Origin of the sequence: Paenarthrobacter nitroguajacolicus, assembly GCF_029952445.1 — a bacterium.
Classification (GTDB): domain Bacteria; phylum Actinomycetota; class Actinomycetes; order Actinomycetales; family Micrococcaceae; genus Arthrobacter; species Arthrobacter nitroguajacolicus_B.
Genome location: NZ_JAQPPK010000008.1, coordinates 108,538 through 129,562, shown reverse-complemented (window position 1 = coordinate 129,562; position 21,025 = coordinate 108,538). Strand labels below are relative to the sequence as shown.

At 63.4% G+C, this 21,025-nt stretch carries 18 protein-coding genes; 8 read left to right on the top strand and 10 right to left on the bottom strand.

All coding sequences use genetic code 11. From position 1 onward, the window contains the following. Window positions 1-42: 42 nt before the first annotated feature. The 3 genes from PJL15_RS07735 to PJL15_RS07725 form a co-directional block, all read right to left on the bottom strand. On the bottom strand, window positions 43-615 hold the full coding sequence (locus tag PJL15_RS07735; protein WP_281450597.1) for a hypothetical protein: 573 nt from the start codon (window positions 613-615) through the stop codon (window positions 43-45). A gap of 14 nt (window positions 616-629) precedes the next feature. Further along, window positions 630-2,021: a cryptochrome/photolyase family protein gene (locus tag PJL15_RS07730; protein WP_281450596.1), complete on the bottom strand. Its 1,392-nt coding sequence runs from the start codon at window positions 2,019-2,021 to the stop codon at window positions 630-632. A 103-nt stretch (window positions 2,022-2,124) separates the two neighbouring features. After that, window positions 2,125-2,463: a hypothetical protein gene (locus tag PJL15_RS07725; protein WP_281450595.1), complete on the bottom strand. Its 339-nt coding sequence runs from the start codon at window positions 2,461-2,463 to the stop codon at window positions 2,125-2,127. Between the two features lie 284 nt (window positions 2,464-2,747). On the opposite strand from PJL15_RS07725, the gene PJL15_RS07720 reads away from it, so the two are divergent. Then, on the top strand, window positions 2,748-4,904 hold the full coding sequence (locus PJL15_RS07720) for an amylo-alpha-1,6-glucosidase (RefSeq protein ID WP_281450594.1): 2,157 nt from the start codon (window positions 2,748-2,750) through the stop codon (window positions 4,902-4,904). A gap of 27 nt (window positions 4,905-4,931) precedes the next feature. On the opposite strand, the gene hxlA is transcribed toward PJL15_RS07720, so the two are convergent. Together hxlA and hxlB are read right to left on the bottom strand one after the other, a co-directional pair. After that, window positions 4,932-5,555 (bottom strand): 3-hexulose-6-phosphate synthase, encoded by a 624-nt coding sequence (hxlA, locus tag PJL15_RS07715; protein WP_281450593.1) that lies wholly within the window; start codon window positions 5,553-5,555, stop codon window positions 4,932-4,934. Between the two features lie 58 nt (window positions 5,556-5,613). Then, the gene (gene hxlB, locus PJL15_RS07710; protein WP_281450592.1) at window positions 5,614-6,204 is read right to left on the bottom strand and encodes a 6-phospho-3-hexuloisomerase; all 591 of its coding nucleotides are present in this window, start codon (window positions 6,202-6,204) and stop codon (window positions 5,614-5,616) included. A gap of 148 nt (window positions 6,205-6,352) precedes the next feature. Between hxlB and PJL15_RS07705 the strand changes: the two genes are divergently transcribed. Next, complete coding sequence (locus tag PJL15_RS07705) at window positions 6,353-7,654, top strand: helix-turn-helix transcriptional regulator (RefSeq protein ID WP_281450591.1); 1,302 nt, start codon at window positions 6,353-6,355, stop codon at window positions 7,652-7,654. A 3-nt stretch (window positions 7,655-7,657) separates the two neighbouring features. On the opposite strand, the gene PJL15_RS07700 is transcribed toward PJL15_RS07705, so the two are convergent. Together PJL15_RS07700 and PJL15_RS07695 are read right to left on the bottom strand one after the other, a co-directional pair. Then, window positions 7,658-9,073: a ferredoxin reductase gene (locus PJL15_RS07700; RefSeq protein ID WP_281450590.1), complete on the bottom strand. Its 1,416-nt coding sequence runs from the start codon at window positions 9,071-9,073 to the stop codon at window positions 7,658-7,660. Continuing rightward, window positions 9,070-10,374: an aromatic ring-hydroxylating oxygenase subunit alpha gene (locus tag PJL15_RS07695; RefSeq protein ID WP_281450589.1), complete on the bottom strand. Its 1,305-nt coding sequence runs from the start codon at window positions 10,372-10,374 to the stop codon at window positions 9,070-9,072. The genes PJL15_RS07700 and PJL15_RS07695 overlap by 4 nt, the downstream gene beginning before the upstream one ends. A 170-nt stretch (window positions 10,375-10,544) precedes the next feature. Between PJL15_RS07695 and PJL15_RS07690 the strand changes: the two genes are divergently transcribed. Beyond that, window positions 10,545-11,477: a LysR family transcriptional regulator gene (locus PJL15_RS07690; protein WP_281450588.1), complete on the top strand. Its 933-nt coding sequence runs from the start codon at window positions 10,545-10,547 to the stop codon at window positions 11,475-11,477. Window positions 11,478-11,499: 22 nt separating this feature from the next. On the opposite strand, the gene PJL15_RS07685 is transcribed toward PJL15_RS07690, so the two are convergent. The 3 genes from PJL15_RS07685 to PJL15_RS07675 form a co-directional block, all read right to left on the bottom strand. Beyond that, on the bottom strand, window positions 11,500-11,742 hold the full coding sequence (locus PJL15_RS07685) for a hypothetical protein (RefSeq protein ID WP_281450587.1): 243 nt from the start codon (window positions 11,740-11,742) through the stop codon (window positions 11,500-11,502). Window positions 11,743-11,744: 2 nt separating this feature from the next. Next, the gene (gene pdxS / locus PJL15_RS07680; protein WP_281450586.1) at window positions 11,745-12,659 is read right to left on the bottom strand and encodes a pyridoxal 5'-phosphate synthase lyase subunit PdxS; all 915 of its coding nucleotides are present in this window, start codon (window positions 12,657-12,659) and stop codon (window positions 11,745-11,747) included. 161 nt (window positions 12,660-12,820) lie between these two features. Then, window positions 12,821-13,501: a GntR family transcriptional regulator gene (locus PJL15_RS07675; protein ID WP_281450585.1), complete on the bottom strand. Its 681-nt coding sequence runs from the start codon at window positions 13,499-13,501 to the stop codon at window positions 12,821-12,823. A 132-nt stretch (window positions 13,502-13,633) separates the two neighbouring features. On the opposite strand from PJL15_RS07675, the gene purU reads away from it, so the two are divergent. The 5 genes from purU to PJL15_RS07650 are packed head-to-tail and all read left to right on the top strand — an operon-like array spanning window position 13,634 to window position 20,944. Next, window positions 13,634-14,551, top strand: coding sequence for a formyltetrahydrofolate deformylase (gene purU, locus PJL15_RS07670; RefSeq protein ID WP_281450584.1), 918 nt, complete (start codon window positions 13,634-13,636; stop codon window positions 14,549-14,551). Window positions 14,552-14,600: 49 nt separating this feature from the next. Beyond that, window positions 14,601-17,093: a GcvT family protein gene (locus tag PJL15_RS07665; protein ID WP_281450583.1), complete on the top strand. Its 2,493-nt coding sequence runs from the start codon at window positions 14,601-14,603 to the stop codon at window positions 17,091-17,093. Between the two features lie 10 nt (window positions 17,094-17,103). Continuing rightward, window positions 17,104-17,730, top strand: a complete 627-nt coding sequence (locus PJL15_RS07660) for a cyclodeaminase/cyclohydrolase family protein (protein ID WP_281450582.1) — start codon at window positions 17,104-17,106, stop codon at window positions 17,728-17,730. Further along, complete coding sequence (locus PJL15_RS07655; protein WP_281450581.1) at window positions 17,727-18,614, top strand: bifunctional 5,10-methylenetetrahydrofolate dehydrogenase/5,10-methenyltetrahydrofolate cyclohydrolase; 888 nt, start codon at window positions 17,727-17,729, stop codon at window positions 18,612-18,614. The genes PJL15_RS07660 and PJL15_RS07655 overlap by 4 nt, the downstream gene beginning before the upstream one ends. A gap of 11 nt (window positions 18,615-18,625) precedes the next feature. Further along, the gene (locus PJL15_RS07650; protein WP_281450580.1) at window positions 18,626-20,944 is read left to right on the top strand and encodes an FdhF/YdeP family oxidoreductase; all 2,319 of its coding nucleotides are present in this window, start codon (window positions 18,626-18,628) and stop codon (window positions 20,942-20,944) included. Window positions 20,945-21,025 lie beyond the last annotated feature (81 nt).

Genomic DNA, 21,025 nt, shown 5'->3' with positions numbered 1-21,025 from the left:
GATCCAGGTCATCTCTGAATCCGAATATACTCGGACTTCCTACTAATTTCCAGAGGGGTGTTTTTCCGGGCCGACGGCGTCACCCACCACGTCCGTCCGGGCTGGCCAATGCCCGGTTGCCCGATGGAAATCGATGGCCATCATCAAAGGGGTTACGTCGTAGGTCTGGATATTCAGGCTCAGTTTTGCGCCGTGGACGGACTTGACCGTCAGGATTGGCTGCCCCCTCATCACCCGAACCCTGTATTCGGCGATCCCACTGTAGGGAACTACATGTTCTTTGCCCAGCACGGTCCGGAAGGCCACCTCATGGGCGCGCGGAGCCACGTAAAAGTTGCGGTACATCAGCACGAAGGCAATGCCGCCCAGGAAAATGGCCACCGCGGTGATCTTGGCACCCACGGGAGAAGGAGCGTAGGAGAACGAGACCAAGCTCATCAGCAACCCGAAAATCAGGAATAGCCAGCCGATGAAAGGCACCACTTTGGGCAGGCGCACCTGCTCCGGGTACTGCTTGGACCGGTTGGGGTGCTTCCGGGCCCACCAAGCAATCGCAGCGATGAACATGACAGCAAAAGCCGTGATGAGGACCCTGAGAATGGATTCTGTTGACATGGACCCCAGCCTACTTAGTGGACTTCCCTCATCCCCTTGTACGCTTCCAGCGCTTCGGCCCGGGTGGTCTTGAGGTCCACGATCTCCTCGGGGTAATCGGGAGTGCCGAACTCAGGGATCCAGTGGGCGATGTACTTCCCCTGGGGATCGAACTTCACGCGCTGGGCTTCCGGGTTGAAGATCCTGAAGAACGGCGAAGCGTCCGCCCCGGAACCGGCCACCCACTGCCAGTTTGCGGGGTTGGAGGCGGGATCTGCGTCCACCAGGGTGTCCCAGAACCACTGCTCACCGAGCTGCCAATGGATGCCGAGGTTTTTCACCAGGAAGCTTGCCGCGACCATGCGGACTCGGTTGTGCATCCAGCCTGAGTGCCACAGTTGGCGCTGGCCCGCGTCCACCATCGGAAATCCGGTGTTGCCCATCTGCCAGGCACGTAATTCCTCCGGCGCAGTTTCGTGGCCCGGGTGTTGGCCATTGCTGCCCGCGCTGCCGGGCCATGCCCACGGAAAACGGTCAAATTCCGGCCGGAGATTGGCGGTGGCCAGGTTCGGATTGTGGAAGTACTGGTGCCAGCAGAACTCCCGCCATCCCAGTTCCGAGGCAAAAATGCCGGCACTTTCAGACCGCTTGGAACCCAGGGCATGCCACACCTCGAATGGGCTGAGCTCTCCCCAGCGAAGATACGGCGAGAGCCGGCTGCTTCCCTCGGTATCCGGACGATTCCTTCCCTCGCTGTAATTGGAAAGGCCACCCGCTACGAAGCTGGCCAGCACCTTGTGGCCTGCAGCGGAACCGGGCGTCCAACTTTCCGCCAGCCCTCCGGACCAGTCCGGCTTGCTGGGCACCAGGTGCCATGATTCCAACTGGTCATGGGCGGGCAACGCACCGGTGAACCCGTGGCCTTTTTCCGGAACAGCCAGCGGCTCACGGAAATCCTGTGCAGACACCGTTCGCCAGAAGGGCGTGAACACCTTGTACTGGCCACCGGTCTTGGTGGTGACCTCCCAGGGTTCATGCAGCAGGGAGGCCTGGAAGCTGGCCACGTGCAATCCGGCTTCTCCCGCCCAGGACTTGATCCCGGCGTCGACCGTCCGCTCAGCTGCGCCATACCGCCGGTTCCAGTACAACGCGCCCGCTCCGAGCGCCGTCGTGGTTTTCCGGAGAACCGACGCGGCATCACCGCGCCGCAAAAGCAGCGGAATCCCCAGCGCAGCGAGATCTTCGCCCAGCGCGGTCAGGGAGTGGTGCAGCCACCAGCGGGCGGCACCGCCGTGGGGGCGGATTCCAGGCGATTCTTCGTCAAGGACGTAGAGGGCGACCGCGGAGCCGTCATCGACGGCGGCACGCAAAGCCGGGTTGTCGGCGACCCTCAGGTCGTCCCGGAACCACACAATGGACGGCTTCACGAATTTCCCTTTCAGACGACAGGCGAAACAGGAACGGCGGAAAAAGCAAACAGCCCATGCCCCTGATAAATCCTAGGGGCATGGGCTGTCTGAAACGGTGGAATTATGCGATGGACGGAACAGCTTCCTCAACGACCTCAGCCATTGAATTGCCCGCCTGGGCGTCGTTCCAGAGGGGAACACTGTTGACCACGTAGTCCCTTGCGGCCGGTCCCACCATGCTCATGCCAGGGTAGATCCGCTGGCCATTGGCTTTGATGGTTTTCAAGCCCTCACGTTCGAGGGCGGTTTTGAAGGCAGAGTCGGGAATGGGGATTTTTCGTCCAAGAACGCACCAGCTGATGTACAGGCCGTAGAAAGTGTCAAAATCCAAGCCGTTCTCTGTGTCGTCCTCAAACACCACACAGTCGCGTATAAAGCTGCCTATTTGGGTGTCGGTCATTACGGGGCCTCCGGCGTCGGAAGAAAAAGCGGGCCGCCGGGCTGCATCAGCGAATGTCCTGTTCCCTCACTATAGACCCCTTCTGGTTTCCCGGAAGAGGAAAGGAGGTTAACTCTCGACGACGGGCGCCGGTTTTCCCAGCGAAAGTGGCACAAAAGAGAGCTGCCCCGAGGGTCCTGGATCTGGTGCCCGCGAGTCCACCGGCGTAGCGTCGTCTTCATCCCCCGAAGCGGCCGGAAAGGCGCGGGCCGCAGCAGCTCAAGCGGATCGATAAGGAGCCCCACGTGGCTGGATGGAACGCCGACACAGCAGCCGGTCCCCTCGGCGCTGGAACCGTGACCCTGGTGGAAGGCTCGTCTTTCTGCATCTCCTCCGCCAACGGAGACATCCATCCCGAACTGCCGCACGGGGTCTTCCATCTGGACACCCGGATCCTCTCCAAATGGGAGCTCACAGTCAACGGACAAGTCATCGAATCGCTGGCAGCAGAGACCCGGGAACCCTACCGGGCCCTGTTCGTCGGGCGGGTTCCACGCCCGGATGGGCACGCGGACAGTCCCTTGCTTGTGGAAAGGCTGCGGGAGGTGGGCAACGGAATCCGCGAAGAAATAACCGTACGGAATTACTCAAACCAAGCAGCACAATGCCGCATCCTGCTCTCCGCGGAATCGGATTTCGCAGACCTTTTCGAGGTCAAGGAAGCCCGGATCACGCGCTTTTGGACCGAAACCCACCTGCCTGACGGCGACTCCCTTGAAATCCGCGGAAAATGGGAGGACATCCGGAAAAGCGTGGTGATCCGCGCCGATGGTGCGGGCGCTGGAGCCAGGGCACTGGGTTTTACGGCAAAAATTCCTGCCTACGGGAGCTGGAGCACCCGTGCCAGCGTGGTGCCCAAGCAGCAGAGCACCGGTGCCACCTTCACGCATCAGGACCAGGGCGGACTCTCGCCCAGCGATCAGCGCCGGCAGGAGTGGGTTGACCGGATCCCTGTCGTGCAGCTCAGCAACCGGTCCATTGAAAACACCCTCCGCCGCAGTTACGAGGACCTTGGCGCGCTCCGCATCCAGGATCCGGACCACCCCGAGAGGGTGGTGGTGGCGGCCGGTGCGCCGTGGTTCATGACGCTGTTCGGCAGGGATTCCCTGTGGGCCTCCGAAATGGCCCTGCCGGTGGATCCCTCCCTGGCCTTGGGCACCTTGCGCACGCTGGCCGACCGCCAAGGCACGGTGGTGGACGAGGCCACCGAGGAGGAACCCGGGAAGATCCTGCACGAGGTCCGGCTGGGCGTGTCCGGGGGCCTGGCTTTGGGCGGCAAATCCGCGTACTACGGAAGCGTGGACGCCACACCCCTGTTCGTGGTGGTCCTGGGCTCGGTCAGCCGCTGGGGCTTCGCCAAGGACGCCATCTCAGCCCTCCTCCCCCACGCAGACCGCGCCCTGGAATGGATCCAAACCTACGGAGACCGCGACGGCGACGGCTTCGTCGAGTACGGGCGGCCCAACGAACACGGGCTCATCAACCAGGGCTGGAAGGACTCCTGGGATGGCATCAACTTCGCGGACGGCACCCTCGCCGAACCTCCCCTGGCGCTCTGCGAGGTCCAGGCCTACGTGCACGGCGCCTATGTGGCGCGGGCCTGGATGGCTTACGACGACGGCGACCTCACGTTGGCCGAAAGCCTGCGGGAACGCGCGGAAGAGTTGAAAAGACGGTTCAACGAGCAGTTCTGGATGCCCGACAAGGGCTACTACGCCGTGGCCCTGGACCGCGATAAACGGCCCGTGGACGCCTGTGCTTCCAACATGGGCCACTGCCTGTGGTTCGGGCTGATCGATGAGGACAAGGCCCCTGCGGTGGTCGAACGCCTGATGTCCCCCGAGATGTTCAGCGGGTGGGGTGTACGGACGCTTGCCAAGAACATGGGCGCCTACAATCCTGCCAGCTACCACAACGGTTCGGTGTGGCCCCACGATAATGCCCTGATTGTTTCCGGGCTGCTCCGCTACGGCTTCGTGGAAGAAGCCCAACGGATTGCCATGGCGATGCTGGAAGCCGCGGAAATCTCCGGCGACCGGCTCCCGGAGCTGTTCTGCGGATTCGACCGCTCACAGTTCCGGGAACCGGTGCCCTATCCCACGGCGTGTTCACCCCAGGCGTGGGCCGCCACTACGCCGATCCACCTGGTCATGAGCCTGATGCGCTATGACACCCACATTTCCCTGGGCGGCATCTGGCTGGACCCCGTGCTGCCACCATCCTTCGGGGACCTGCACCTCCACAACGCCCCCATGGGCAGCGCCCGGATCACGATCGACGCGTCCGGAACGGAAGCCACGGTGAAAGGCATTCCCGAAGGCTTGACTGTCCATCACGGACAACGGCCGTGGATGTCGGAGCTTGTGGAGCGGGCCCATCACCGGACTCCGGAGGGCAGTTAGCAGGAGACCGCTTGGCGGAAACCGGAGTTACTGGATGGCTGCCTTGAGTTCCTTCGCGGCCACTTCCGGATCAGCCGCGCCGTAAATGGCGCTGCCGGCCACGGCTACGTCGGCACCGGCGAGTTGCACGGCCGCGATGGTGGAGGCGTTGACGCCGCCGGCCACTGAGAACGGCACGCGGGCTTCTTCTCCGGCGTTGAGGAGGCCACGCAGGTCGTAACCCGGCTGGGCCTGCTCATCCAGGCCCGCGTGGAACTCGATGAACTTGGCTCCCAGGGACCTGGCTTCCTTGGCACGGGAGACCTTGTCTGCAACGCCGATCAGATCCACCACGATGCCCTTGTTGTGGGACTGTGCTGCCCTGACGGCACCGGCGATGGTGGAGTCGTCGGCCGTTCCCAGCACGGATACCAAATCGGCGCCTGCCTTGAAGGCGATGTCAGCTTCGAGTTCACCGGCATCCATGGTCTTCATGTCGGCGAACACGATCTTGGTGGGGTGGGCTTCCTTGATGGCGGTTACGGCTGAGAGGCCCTCGGCCTTGATCAGGGGGGTGCCCAGCTCGATGATGTCCACGTGCTCGGCTACTTTGCCGGCAAGTTCCAGGGCGTCTTCGATGGTGAGGAGATCAAGTGCAACCTGCAGTTTCATGGTGTTCTACTTTCTTGTCGGGATTGCTTGAGGATTGCTTGGGAGTTGGGAAAAGCGCCTATTCGAGGTTCGCGTGACGCAGCCAGAGCTTTTCGGCGGGCTCGGCAGTGGCTTCCCACAAGGTGTGGAAGACCGACTCGGTCACCACGAACAAGGCTTGTTCAAAGAGGCTGCCGGAGTATTGCCGGGAGAGGCCGGAGCCGTGGTCGGTCTTTTGTGCTGCCGGAATGACCACAAGTGTGTCTGCGAGCCCTGCAACTTGCGATGAAGGGTCGGTGGTGATGGCAGCAACCCGGGCTCCCGCCGCGAGGGCGGTTTGAGCTGCTTTGACCACTCCGGATGTGGTGCCAGAGCCGGACGCCACCACCAGCAAGTCGCCGTCGGTGATGGCCGGTGTGGTGGTGTCGCCGGCCACGTGGACCGTCAAGCCCAAATGCATCAGGCGCATCGCAGCCATGCGGAGCACCAGTCCGCTCCGGCCGGCACCAGCCAGAAAGACGCGTTCGGCTGCACCAACCGAGTGGGCGAAGCGGGAAAGCTGTCCGTAGTCCAAGCCGGAGACGACGCCGGTCAGCTCGCCGAGGATCAGGGCGGCGTTGCCGGCTACGCCGTCAATGGTGGTCGTCGCTGTTTCTTCGATGACGTTCACGTACGCTCCTTTTCGGGTAGGGATTGGGTCATTCGGGTCAATACGACAATTCTTCCGGTTAGTCCGTAGTGGCAGAACGCCAAGAACGGGCAGTCTTTACCACCCTTTCGGGTAGGTAACGCTTGCCTCCCTCGTTTAGGCTTGGAACATGTCGCAGCTTTCCACCCTCCCTTGGCAACTCCTCGACGCCATCGAGGACATCAGCCAGGCACCACTGTCGGGAATCGCTGAGAGCTTGTGGAACGCGCTCCCGCCGTTCGTTGCCTCCAGCGCCCTGGTGATCTTCACCGAAGACTGCACCGGCCGGCCACAGAAAAAGGCGGGTGCGGAACACATTGTCAGCCGGGTCTCCATTCCCGAGCTCGATGCCATCCGCGCTGCCATGAACGGGGGCGCAACAACGGACTCGCCAGCATCCAGCGACCAAGCCGAGCCGTGGCTGACCCGGGCCGCGATCGCAGGAGAGGACCGGGACATCCTGGCTCTTGGCTACCCGCCCAGCAATGCCTTGCTGGTCCTCACTGATCCGGTGGCTCCGGAGGACAGCGAAGCAATGCGCGTTCTTTCCTATCTCTGGCGGCTCACAGCGGCCCGCATCCAGGAGAAGGTCAGTGACGCGCCGCCGTCGTATCTTTTGGAGTCCCGGGCCGCGTCAGCGGAACGGATCCGCGTGACGGCAGAGCTGGTGGACCAGCACTCCACCACCTTGGAAACCGTGCTGGCAGCGCTGCGGTCCACGTCCATGGACGATCATGCAGCCCGAACGTTCGTGACGGACCTGACCGTCAAGGCTTTGATCGGCCTCAGGACCCTGAACGACCGCACCAGCGACCTTGTGGAAGAACCTGTCAGCACGGCCTTCGAGAGGCTCCGTGAAGACCTCCGGCCCTTGATGCACTTCAGCAACATCGACATACAGTTCATCGAGCCACCCGCCAATGGCCGCGCGCTGCCCGGAGAAGTGGCCCACGCTGCCAGGGCAGTGGTGCGGGGATTGGTCCTGGCGATCGCCGAGCAACCTGAGGTGCACCGCGTCCGGGCCCAATGGGACTGCGACGGGGAGAACCTGCTGATCAACGTCAGGGATGACGGACGTGGCGAACTCTCGCCCGACGCCCCCAACATGGAACGGCTCCACCAGAAAGTGCAGGCCCTGGACGGCAGAATGAGCGTGGATGTCATGCAGGGATGGGGTGCAGACATCTCGGTGACGCTGCCCCTGGATCCGCCGTCGGCGCCTGCGGGCGATGTCGCGGCCTGGGGCCTGGTTGCGAGGGAACTGGAAGTCCTTCAGTTCCTGGCCGCGGGGCAACGCAACCGTGCCATCGCAGCGGAACTGAACATCAGTGAGAACACCGTGAAATTCCATCTCCGCAACCTGTTCCGGAAGCTGGATGTCCGATCCCGCACTGAGGCCATTGCGCTGGCCCACAGTGCGGGACTCCGGTAGCTGCTAAGCGTCGATCACCATGTCGGTTCGGGCCGTCGAGCAGCAGGGCAGGAACTTGCCGGCATCGATTTCCCGTGCGCGGATTCCGCCTTGGTGGTTCATGTCCACTTCACCGGAAAGCTTGACCACCTTGCAGGAGCCGCACATGCCCTCCTTGCAGTTGGCGCCGATCCTGACGCCCGCGCGCTGGGCCACACCGAGGATGTGTTCGTCGGGGTCGATCCGGACGTTGACGCCGGTTCGCAGGAAGGACAGGGTGAGGCTTCCCGTTCCAACGGTCTCAAAGCTCGAGGCATCGGGAGTTGAAGCCTCCGCGCCTGCTGTTGGGCCGCCGTCGGACGCTTCCGAACCCGACGCGTCCGGTTCGGAAGTTTCCAGCGGAAGTCCCGTGGCCTCCAACGTCCCGTCAGCGTCATAGCCTGGCTCGTAGAGCCCGAACGCCGCGGGCTGGCTCTCGTAGTAGTCCTCGGCGGAATCGGCGATTTCTTCCGCGATCTCCTCCGCAATGTCCGCGGCGAGTGCCAGTTCCGCCTGGTATTCGAGGAGCGTCTGGCGGTCACCGGTGAAGAACTCCATGTAGATGGAGGTATCGTCGACGCCCACCTTCTTCAGGAGTTCGGTGGCCGTGTTCAGGTAACCCTCGGGGCCGCACGCGTAGACCTGCCTGCCGTTGGCGTCGGGGGCGACCTCTTCGAGCATGGCCGCCGTCAGCCTTCCACTGAGGCCTTCCCAGCCCTCGGGTTTGCTGCGGTCACCCAAGGAATAGAAGACCTTGACGCGCGAGTCCACGGAGGCGATGTAGGCCAGCTCCCGGTGGAAGGCAAAGCCCCCCGCCTCTGCTCCGTGGTACAGCACCACAACATCGGCATGGCCCGGCAGGGAGTGGATGGTGCGCACCATCGACATGATGGGAGTGATGCCGGCGCCGGCCGCGAGCAGGAGATACCTTGCGCGCCGGTCGGCGTCAGGCAGGTGGAACGCACCCACCGGTCCAAGCATTTCCAGCACAGTCCCGGGCTTGACGTTCTCGTGGACCCACGGCGAAACGAGGCCGCCTGCATCGCGTTTGACGCTGATGCTGAAGGTCCACGGCTCGGTGGGCGAGCTGGACAGTGAGTAGCTGCGGTCCACCGGGTCCTGGTCTTCGCCGTTCACCGGGAAGGCGATGTTGACGTACTGCCCCGCGCGGAAGGCAAGGGGGGCGCCGTCGGACCGCCGGAAGACGAACGTCATGAGGCCGCCCGCTTCCGGAACGGTTTCCACGCATTCGGCCATGAACTCCTGCGGATGCCAGGGACCCAGTGCACGGGCAGCGCGGGCGGGTGCCTCGCTGCTGCCCATGACCCGGTTCCACGGCATCTCAAGACCCCGGATCCGCTGGGGCTCCTGGATGGCCGTTTCGGTGAGGAGTTCAATCATGCCAAGTGCTCCTGGACGCGCTGTACGTACCAGTTGATGAAGGCCTCCACCTGGTACTCGCTCTTCATGTACGGGCCGGGTTCGTAGGCAGGGCTGCCAGCACCGGTCTGGCACAGCTCAACGAACGCCTTGTCCTGCAGGTTTGTCTGCTTCCAGGTGTATGTGAGTTTGTCGAGATCGTAATCGACACCTTCCACGGCGTCGTCGGCCACCAGCCAGGTGGTGCGGACCAGTGACTGGTGTTCGTTGATGGGGAAGACGCCGAAAGTGATGACGTGGTCTCCAAGGAAGTGGAACCAGCTGTTCGGCTGCAAGTGCATGGAGCAACGGCCGAGGCGGAAGTCCCGGAGGTCGCCCAGGAGCTTCTTGGAGAGCCTGCGTCCGTCGGCTGAGAAGGATTCGCCCTCCCCGTCCAGGGATTCGCGGGAGATACGGATACCGGCAATCCGGGTATCGAGTTCCTCAACTACCTCATAGGGCAGTCCGTAGCGGCGGCAACGCTCCTCGAGGGAGGACTGTGCTTCCTTGTTACGGTCCCACACCTCTTCGAGGTGGGCCGGGATCAGTCCCTCGGTCAGGCCCCACGTGGGGAACAGCGAGCATGCGAGCTCCGGGTGGCCATCGCAGTGGTAGCACTCACGGTTGTTCTCCATGACGAGCTTCCAGTTGCCCTCTTCGATGATGTTCTGCTGGTAGGCAATCTTCGTCTTGGACAGATCGTGGGGTGCCAGGTAGGGCTCGAAGATCTTGGAAGTCTCATCAAAATCGGTGGGCGGTTCCTCGGCGATGCAGACGAAAATGAGTCCGGCAACCTCGCGGCTGTGGGCACGCTTGAGGGCGAAGCAGTTCTTGTCGAACTTGGCCTCACCCGGTGCCGAAGCGTGGATCAGGTTGCCCTCGGGCGAGTAGGTCCAGGAGTGGTAGCCGCACACGAGGTTGCCGGTGGAACCGGTGGACTCAGTGAGGACCCGGGCACCGCGGTGGCGGCACACGTTGTGCAGCACGTTGACGCCGCCGTCGTCGTTGCGCAACACGATCAGGGAGTAGGGGCCGTAGTCCACCGTGATGTAGTCGCCCGGCTCGGGCAGCTCGGCGACGCTACCGGCATAGATCCAGTGCTGGCCGAAAATGGCTTCCATGTCCAGCTTGAAGATCGTGGGGTCGGTGTAGAAGGGAGCGTCGAGGGAGTATCCGGTGCGCCGGAACTCAAACAGCCCGCTGATTTCCGCCAGCTGCTCAGCAGGCAGAGTCGAGGCGAGTTTTCCGCGTGAATTGAGGGGCACGTTCACTTGAGCAGTCATGGGTTTCCTCCCGGGAGGCTGGGTAAGTATGCGATTCATTGGGGTCCGCGGATGCATCATCGCAGGCGGGGTTATCGAAGTCTTCGTAGTTAGAGATTAGGGACGATTGAACTGCAACAAAAGCGCAATATTTAGGAGATAACCCTGCGCAATAGGTGCATGATGGTTCCATGATCGATCAGAGGCTCATAACGCTCCGGGTGTTCGCCAGATGCGGCACCGTGGGGGCGACGGCCGAACTCACTGGTTATTCCCCCTCCGCCGTCTCCGCACAGCTGCGCGAACTCCAGCGGGTACTGGGAATGCAGCTGCTGACAAAGGACGGCCGGGGCGTCCGGCTGACGGCCACGGGACGCTTCCTCGTGGCCGGTTCGGACAAGCTGATCGCCGAATGGGAAAGCCTGCGGGCTGCGGCCATGGAGGCCGGCGACCAGGTGCAATCGCATTTTGGCCTCGGTGGATTTTCGACGGCGGCCGCACAGTTGCTCGCGCCGCTCGCCGCCACGCTGCGGTCCACCCGGCCCCTCTTGGAGGTTCAGGTCCTGGAAGCAAATCCCTCCCGCTGCTTCGACCTGCTGGTGGCGGAACGCATCGACCTTGCCGTCATTGTTGCCATGCAGTCCGACACGTACGGAGAAGACGATCCCCGCTTCGAACAGACCGTCCTGCTCGACGACCCCCTGGACGTCATCATTCCCGCCGACCATCGACTGGCCACGCGGGAGACTGTGACGCTTGAAGAACTGGCCTCCGAACCCTGGATCACCGAAGCGGCGGGGTCCACCTACCACTCCCTGTTCACGGCGGCCTTCACTGCAGTGGGGGTGACGCCACGGATCGCGCACGAGGCCGTGGAGTGGGAGACCCAGATCGCGTTCGTTGGAGCCGGGTTGGGCGTGGGCTTGCTGCCGCGGTTGGCGCCGCTGCACAGCACCGAGAACGTGGTGCGGTTGCGTATCACCGGCAAAGGGAAGCCGGCACGCCGCATAGTGGCAGCCGTACGCAGGGGCAGCATCGCATCGCCCCTGATCCAGGAGTCGCTTGGCATCCTGCAGGTCAGTGCCAAGCGGATCCTTGCAACCCGCCCCGAGGACGAGGCCTGAAGTCGGCAGGTTTGCAGGTCCGCTAGGCCCACACCTCATACCCGGTGGACTGGTCAAAAAGCTTGCGCCGATCGGCCCCGTCCGCTGCAATCCAGAGGACGGAGTCATCAGGGGCCGCCTGCTCCACAATGCCGGTCACGACCCGATCGCCCTTGAGCCACACTTCCACCACATGTCCTGTCAGTTGGGCCCAGTCCTTGCGCAAGGCCCGCCCCTCCAGCGTCCTGGCCGGCTTGGCCTGCCCTGGCTTTGTCTGTCCAAGCATGGCTACCACCCCCGTTCTGCGAGGCGGTGGGGCTGCGGGATTTCGTCGACGTTGATGCCGACCATGGCTTCGCCCAGGCCGCGGGAGACCTTGGCGATAACGTCGGGATCGTCGTAGTAGGCACTAGCGGTCACGACGGCGGCGGCGCGCTCTGCGGGGTTGCCGGATTTGAAGATACCCGAACCGACGAACACGCCATCGGCGCCGAGCTGCATCATCATCGCAGCATCAGCCGGGGTTGCGATGCCACCGGCGGTGAACAGTACCACCGGGAGCTTGCCCGTGGCAGCGATTTCCTTGACGAGTTCGTACGGGGCCTGCAGTTCCTTGGCCGCTACGTACAGCTCGTCCTCGGGAAGGGCGGCGAGCTTGGCGATCTCGGCGCGGATCTTGCGCATGTGGCCGGTCGCGTTGGAAACATCGCCGGTGCCGGCCTCGCCCTTGGAACGGATCATGGCCGCGCCCTCGTTGATGCGGCGCAGCGCCTCACCCAGGTTGGTGGCACCACAGACGAAGGGAACGGTGAAGTTCCACTTGTCGATGTGGTTGACGTAGTCGGCCGGGGTCAGGACCTTGGACTCGTCGATGTAGTCCACACCGAGGGACTGCAGGACCTGCGCTTCGACGAAGTGGCCGATGCGGGCCTGGGCCATCACCGGGATGGACACAGCGGCGATGATCGACTCGATCATGTCGGGATCGGACATGCGGGACACGCCACCCTGGGCGCGGATGTCGGCCGGGACACGCTCGAGGGCCATGACGGCGACAGCACCGGCGTCCTCGGCGATGCGGGCCTGCTCGACGTTAACGACGTCCATGATGACGCCGCCCTTGAGCATCTCAGCCATGCCCCGCTTGACGCGGCTGCTGCCCGTGAGCGGAATGTGTTCGAAAAGAGGGTGTGGTCTGGTCACGGGATACTCCGGGTACTTGGGGGCTGTGATTCCATCACCAGCGCCCGGACTCAAAGCCGGCAATTGCCACTGATGCCTGATATCCGGGTGATATATTAGTGAGAAGACCAGTATGCAAGCGACCAGTCGACGCGTCAACCACCCAAAGCCGGCGGAAAGCCTCAGGCTGCGAAGAGTGCCTGGCGGACAGCCCGCTCGAACCCGTCGACGTGGACGCGTGCCAGCTCGGCAGCTTCCTCTTCCTTGCCGTCTATGACTGCCCGCAGCAGGTCCAAGTGCTCACGGATGTGGTGCTCGAGATCCGGCAGGCGATCCAGCACCATGCACCAGATCCGCGTTGCGAGGTTGTCGTAGCGGATCAGCACGTCCTCAAGGTGAGGATTCGCGGCCGCCGCATAGATGCCTTGGTGAACGCTGGCATCAAGGCGCAAGGTCTCAACCACCGACGCAGCGCTGACATCGAATTGCTCAACAGCCCGCATGACGTCCCGCAGGTGATCCTTGGCGGCAGCCGAGGCGACCCGCGCCGCACGAGCGGCCGCAAGGGGCTCCAATTGGGCGCGGATTTCCGAGATAAAGGCCAGGTCTGTCACTTCCACCCGCGTGGCGAATGTCCCGCGGCGTGGATAAGTAATGACCAGGCGATCCAGCTCCAGGCGCTTCAAGGCTTCGCGGACAGGGGTGCGTCCGATCTCCAACTCCTTGGCGAGCTGGTCATCGTTGAGGATGTCCCCCGGTTTTATTTCGAGCATCAGCAAGCGGTCGCGCAACCGCTCATACGCCACATCAGCCAGTGATTTCCTGGTGGCATCGCCAATGCTTGAGAGAGTTCCAGTAGCCACCGCGCCAACTCCTTCTTCAAAACCGGGAAACCTATTGACCTGCTCCGGACACCAGTATACGCTGATTTCCAATCCTAATATATCAGTTCGTACTTCAGGAATATATCTAGGCAAACAACCTAAGGAGGACACATGACCCTCGTGGCTTCAGACTCACACCTCAGCACACTTCCGGCAGAACGCGGCCAGCTCAAGGACGAGCAGGCACAGAAGTTCGTACTCACATTGTCGTGCGTCGAACAGCCGGGCATCGTGCAGGCAGTCACCACTTTCCTCTTCGACCGCGGCTTCAACATCGAAGAACACCAGCAATTCGATGACAGCCTGCGCCAGACCCTGCACCTGCGCACCGCCTTCTCCGGCGGTCAAAGCTACGCGCCGGAGCAGCTTGAGGATGAATTCCGCTCCATCGCGGAACGCTTCGACATGAAGTTCAGCTTCCACGACCAAACCAAGCAACGGGTCCTGGTGATGGTCTCCAAGTTTGGCCACTGCCTCAACGACCTCATCTTCCGCTGGCGCGGAGGCAGCCTCGGCGGCGAGCTCGTGGCAGTCGTCTCCAACCACGAGACCCACCGTGCCATGGCCGAAGCTGCCGGCCTGCCCTTCATCCACATCCCCGTAACGCCGGACACCAAGGCCGAGGCGGAGCAGAGGCTCCTGGACCTGGTTGACGAATACAAGGCAGACCTGGTGGTCCTGGCCCGTTACATGCAGGTTCTTTCGAACGACCTCTGCCGCAAGCTGGAAGGACGTGCGATCAACATCCACCATTCCTTCCTCCCCGGCTTCAAGGGTGCCCGCCCGTACCACCAGGCCTATGACCGCGGAGTGAAGCAGGTAGGTGCAACAGCCCACTACGTCACCGCGGACCTGGACGAGGGCCCGATCATCGAGCAGGAAGTCATCCGCGTGGACCACAGCTATGGTCCCAATGCCCTCTCCACCGTGGGCCAGGATGCCGAAGCTTTGGCGCTTTCCCGTGCCGTCCGCTGGCACTGCGAACACCGCGTCCTCCTGGACCAGACCAGCACGGTCGTTTTCCGCTAGCCAGCCCGCCCAGCACTCCCCCACACGAACTTCTGCAGGAGAATCTTTCATGGCAACCACGCCCCGCATTGTCATCATCGGAGCCGGGATCGTCGGCACCAACCTCGCCGACGAACTGGTCACCCGTGGCTGGAACAACATCACCGTCCTGGACCAGGGACCCTTGAACATGCCCGGTGGTTCCACCTCGCATGCCCCTGGACTGGTTTTCCAGACCAACCCCTCCAAGTCCATGGCACTGTTCGCCAAGTACACGGTGGAAAAGCTCCTGTCCCTGACGGAGGACGGCCAAAGCTGCTTCAACCAGGTGGGTGGCCTTGAAGTTGCCACCACGGAGACCCGCCTGGCGGACCTCAAGCGCAAGCTTGGCTATGCCCAGTCGTGGGGCATCGATGGCAAGATCCTCTCCCGCGAAGAGTGCAAGGAGCTGTACCCGCTCATCAACGAGGAAGACATCCTCGGTGGCCTCCACGTCCCCACGGACGGCCTGGCCCTGGCGGCCCGCGCAGTCCAGTTGCTCATCAAGCGCACCGAAGCCGCCGGCGTGAAGTACATCGGCAACACCGAGGTGACCGGGATCGAGCAGTCCAACCGCCGCGTGACCGGCGTCGAAACCGCCGACGGCGTGATCCCTGCTGACATCGTGGTGTCCTGCGCCGGTTTCTGGGGTGCCAAGGTGGGCGAGCTGATCGGGATGTCCGTGCCGCTCCTGCCGCTGGCCCACCAGTACGTCAAGACCACGCCGGTCCCTGCGCAGAAGGGCAAGAACGAGCTCCCCAACGGCGCCCAGCTGCCCATCCTGCGCCACCAGGACCAGGACCTCTACTACCGCGAGCACGGCGAGCGCTACGGCATCGGCTCCTACGCCCACCGCCCCATGCCCGTGGACCTGGACGAACTGGGCAGCTACGAGCCCAGCAGCATCAGCGAACACAACATGCCTTCGCGCCTGGACTTCACCCTGGAAGACTTCCTGCCTGCCTGGGAAGCAACCAAGCAGATCCTGCCGGCACTGCGCGAAAGCGAAATCGAGGACGGCTTCAACGGCATCTTCTCCTTCACCCCGGACGGCGGCTCCCTGGTGGGCGAGTCCAAGGAAGTGGACGGCTTCTTCGTTGCCGAGGCCGTGTGGGTCACCCACTCTGCCGGTATCGCCCGCGCCGTTGCCGAGCTCCTGGTGGACGGAAAGTCGCAGATTGACCTCGGCGACTGCGATATCCACCGCTTTGAAGAGGTCCAGCTGACCCCCGAGTACGTCAGCGAGACCTCCCAGCAGAACTTCGTGGAGATCTACGATGTGATGCACCCGCTCCAGCCCAAGCTTTCTCCGCGCAACCTTCGCGTCAGCCCCTTCCACGCCCGCCACAAGCAGCTGGGCGGCTACTTCCTGGAAGGCGCCGGTTGGGAACGCCCCTACTGGTTCGAGGCCAATGCCGAACTGCTGAAGGAAATGCCGGACGAGTGGCAGCCGCCGGCCCGTGACGCCTGGTCCGGGATGTTCAGCTCCCCTATCGCTGCGGCCGAGGCGTGGAAGACCCGTACGGCAGTTGCCATGTACGACATGACACCGCTCAAGCGCCTGGAAGTTTCCGGCCCGGGAGCCCTGAAGCTCCTGCAGGAACTGACCACCGGTGACTTGTCCAAGAAGCCGGGCGCCGTGACCTACACCCTCCTCCTGGATGAAGCCGGCGGTATCCGAAGCGACATCACGGTTGCCCGCCTGGATGAGGAAACCTTCCAGCTGGGTGCCAACGGCAACATCGACACCGCCTACTTCGAGCGCGCAGCCCGCCACCAGACGGCCAACGGAAGCGCCAGCGATTGGGTCCAGGTCCGCGATACCACCGGCGGCACCTGCTGCATCGGCCTCTGGGGACCCCTCGCCCGCGACCTCATCAGCACGGTCAGCAGCGATGACTTCACCAATGACGGCTTGAAGTACTTCCGCGCCAAGAAGGTCACCATCGGCGGCGTCACGGTCACCGCCATGCGTTTGTCCTACGTCGGTGAACTCGGCTGGGAGCTTTACACCAGTGCAGACAACGGCCAGCGCCTCTGGGACGCACTGTGGAAGGCCGGCCAGCCGTTCGGCGTCATCGCCGCAGGCCGTGCCGCTTTCAGCTCGCTCCGACTGGAAAAGGGCTACCGCTCTTGGGGCTCGGACATGACCACCGAGCACGATCCCTACGAGTCGGGCCTCGGCTTCGCAGTGAAGATGACCAAGGAGAACTTCGTCGGCAAGGCCGCTTTGGAAGGCCGCACCGAGGAAGGTTCCGCCCGCCGCCTGCGCTGCTTGACGGTCGACGACGGCAGGAGCCTCGTTCTCGGCAAGGAACCGGTGTTCTACAAGGACCAGGCGGTGGGTTACGTCACGAGCGCCGCTTACGGTTACTCGGTCCGCAAGCCGATTGCCTACGCCTACCTGCCCGCCGCTGTCTCGCTGGGCGACTCCGTGGAAATCGAGTACTTCGGCCGCCGCATCCAGGCGACCGTCACCGAGGATCCGCTGTACGACCCCACCATGAGCCGGCTCCGGGGCTAGTACAAGACCCATGATCAGCTCAGAAACCATCAACGACTACCTCGCCAGGCTTGCCTCCCGCCAGCCCACACCGGGCGGCGGGGCGGCGGCGGCACTCCACGCGGCACAAGGAGCCGCGTTGATTGCCATGGTGGCCAGGTACACCACCGGGGCAAAGTTCGAACAGCACGCTGAACTCGTTGCCCGGATCACCAGCGCCGCCGACCATTTGGTGGTGGAGGCCCTGCGCCTTGCCGACGCCGATGAGCACGCCTTCCAGGCAGTCATCGACTCCTACAAACTCCCGTCGGACACGGACCAGCTGAAGAGCGCACGCAAGGCCGCCATCCAGGATGCCTTGATGCAGGCTGCCCAAACCCCCGCGCAACTCATCGGGGTTGCCGGTGCGGTGGTGGACCTCGCCACCGACCTCGTGGAGGCGGCGAATCCGAACGTCATCAGCGATGTGGCCGCAGCAGCAGATGCCGCCCGTGCTGCTGCCACCACAGCCCGCGTCAACATCGATATCAACGTGGTTGCCATCAAGGACCCCGCCGCCCGCGCCGAACTGGCCGGGCAGACCGACGGACTTGAAGACAAGGTGGTCCTCGCCGCCGATTCCCTGGTGAAGCGCGTCCGCGAAAGGATCTTCTCGTGAACACCCAAGTGCTTTCCGGAAAGCCACTGGCCGCCCTCATCCAGCAAAGGGCCCAGGACGAGGCCCGCGTCCTGGAGAACAGCGGGCGCCACCCTGTCCTGGCAGTGGTTGTGGCCACGGACGACGAATCAACGCTCTGGTACGTCCGTTCGATCGAACGTGCGGCTGAACGCCTGGGAATCGGTTGTCGGATAGTGGATCTTGGATCCGAGGCCACCGAACAGGTGCTGGCAAGCGTCCTGAGGGACCTCAGCGCCGAACCATCGGTCAACGGCATCATCCTGCAAACACCGCTGCCCGTGGGCGTGAAGGCTGACTCCCTGGTGGGCCTCATCGCTCCGGAAAAAGACATCGACGGCGCCAATCCCCTCAGCTTGGGCCGCCTGGCTGTCGGCCAGCACGCCTTCGCTCCAGCAACCGCGCAGGCCGTGGTGGAACTCCTGGACCACTTCGACGTGCCCGTCGCGGGCAGGAACGTGACCGTCGTCGGGCGTTCCGCGGTGGTGGGCAAGCCGCTTGCGCTGCTGCTCCTGGAACGGGACGCCACCGTTACCATCTGCCATTCCAAGTCGGGGCCACTGGAGCGCCATACGCAACCGGCCGACGTCGTGGTTGTGGCCGCCGGCCGGACCGGACTGCTCAAAGGCAGCCACCTCTCGCCGGAGACCGTAGTGGTCGACGTCGGAACGAACGTCCTGCCCGACGGCTCACTGGTGGGGGACGTTGACGAAGCCAGCGTCACCGGTGTCGCAGCCGGGTTGACGCCGGTTCCCGGCGGCGTCGGCTCCGTCACCACCGCACTGTTGCTTCTGCACACCGTTGAGGCCGCGAGGCAGCAGGAACCTGCCCAACTGGCCGCCGCCGCGTCCGCCGCCCGGATCTGAAGGGAACCCGCATGGCTACGAAAGCTCCCGACGGAAACATCGACGAGTCGAAGCTGACCGTCACCAAACCGAAAACCAAAGCCGTGGGCATTCCGGCCGTCGCCAACGCCCTGAAGATTTCGCTGGAACAAATGGGTCCGGTCCGCAGCGTCCAGACCCTGCTCGCCGTGAACCAGCTGGACGGCTTCGACTGCATGGGCTGCGCTTGGCCCGAGCACGAAAAGCGCAACGCCGCGGAGTTCTGCGAGAACGGCGCCAAAGCGGTGGCCGAGGAAGCCACCCGCCGACGCGTCACGCCGGAATTCTTCGCCAAGTACTCCGTGGCTGAGCTCAAGACCCGTGACGATTACTGGCTGGGCCAACAGGGCCGGCTGACCCATCCCATGGTCCTTGAGGAAGGAGCCAGCCACTACACCCCGATTGAGTGGGACGACGCCTACGAACTCATGGCCCGGGAACTCCGGAACCTGGAGAACCCGGACCAAGCCGTGTTCTACACCTCGGGCCGGACCTCCAACGAAGCCGCCTTCGTGTACCAGCTCCTTGTCCGCGGCCTCGGCACGAACAACCTGCCGGACTGCTCCAACATGTGCCACGAGTCCTCGGGTTCCGCTCTGGTGGAAACCATCGGCATCGGCAAGGGCTCCGTAAGCCTGACGGATCTGGAAACGGCGTCGTTGATCTTCGTCGCGGGGCAGAATCCGGGCACCAACCACCCCCGCATGCTCAGTGCGCTGGAGAAGGCCAAGAAGAACGGCGCGGTCATTGTCTCCGTGAACCCCCTTCCTGAAGCCGGGCTCCTGCACTTTGAAAACCCCCAGCACGTGGCTGGCATGGTAGTGGGAACCCAGCTGACCGACGACTTCCTCCAGATCCGCGCCGGCGGCGACCAAGCCCTCTTCCAAGGCCTGGGCAAGTACCTCCTGGAAGCCGAGGCAGCGGGCCGCAAGACCCCTGGACTGGATACTGTCCTGGACCACGCCTTCATCAATGACCACACCGTGGGCATCGACGACTACCTCCGGTTCCTGGAAAAGGTGGAGTGGGACGACATCGTCGAAGCCACCGGCCTCACCTTGGAGCAGCTCCACGCGACCGGTGAACGCCTTCTGGCCTCCAATGCCACGATCGTCTGCTGGGCCATGGGCCTTACGCAGCACAAGCACTCCGTTCCCACGCTCCGGGACGTGGTGAACGTCCTGCTGCTCCAAGGCAACATCGGCAAGCCCGGCGCAGGTGTCTGCCCCGTACGCGGACATTCGAACGTCCAGGGTGACCGCACCATGGGCATTTTCGAGAAGATGCCGGAGACCTTCCACGACCGCCTGGACCAGGAATTCGAGTTCCGCTCACCCCGTGACCACGGCTTTGACACCGTGGCAGCCATCCGCGCCATGCGGGATGGACACGTCCGTTTCTTCATGGGGATGGGCGGCAACTTTGTCCGGGCCGCCCCTGATTCGGAGGTGACCGAGCAAGCCTTGGCCAACGCTGGGCTGACTGTCCAGATCTCCACCAAGCTGAACCACTCGCATCTGTCCACGGGCCGGCGGGCGTTGATCCTGCCCACCCTGGGACGCACCGAGAAGGACACCCAACGGACGGGTGACCAGCGGGTCACCGTGGAAGATTCCATGAGTGCCGTCCACGCCTCGCGGGGCCGGCTCAAACCTGCAAGCGAGCACCTCCACTCCGAAGTAGCGATCGTCTGCAACCTCGCCCACAAGCTGTTCACCGACGGCCACAGCCGCCTGCCGAACACGCCGAAAGCCTCCTGGCTTGCCATGCGGGACGACTACACCCTGATCAGGAAGCACATCGAAGGAGTCTTTGATGGCTTTGAAGACTTCGAAGCCCGGATCCAGCACCCCGGCGGCTTCGTGCTGCCACACCCGCCCCGCGATGCCAGGAAGTTCGACACCACCTCCGGGAAAGCACACTTCACAGGCAATGAGCTGGAGTACATCAAGGTCCCCCCGGGCAAGTTGGTCCTGCAAACCCTGCGTTCCCACGACCAGTACAACACCACCATCTACGGCAAGGACGACCGGTACCGCGGCATCCACGGTGGCCGGCGGGTGGTGCTCATCAACGCCCAGGACATCAGCGAACTCGGTTTCGCCGACGGAGAGATGGTGGATCTCATCTCCGAATTCCAGGGAGTGGACCGCCGCGCCCCGAACTTCCGCATCGTGTCCTACTCGACGCCGAAGGGTTGCGCTGCCGCGTACTACCCCGAAACCAACGTCCTGGTGCCGCTGGATTCCGTGGCCGACACCAGCGGCACGCCAACGTCGAAATCCGTGATCGTCCGGCTGGAAAAGGCCTAGATCCCCAGCAAATTCGTCCAAATATCGGTTTATCCATCTATGTCCAATGGTCCGTGAATGGTGCTTCGGTGGCCTGAAACC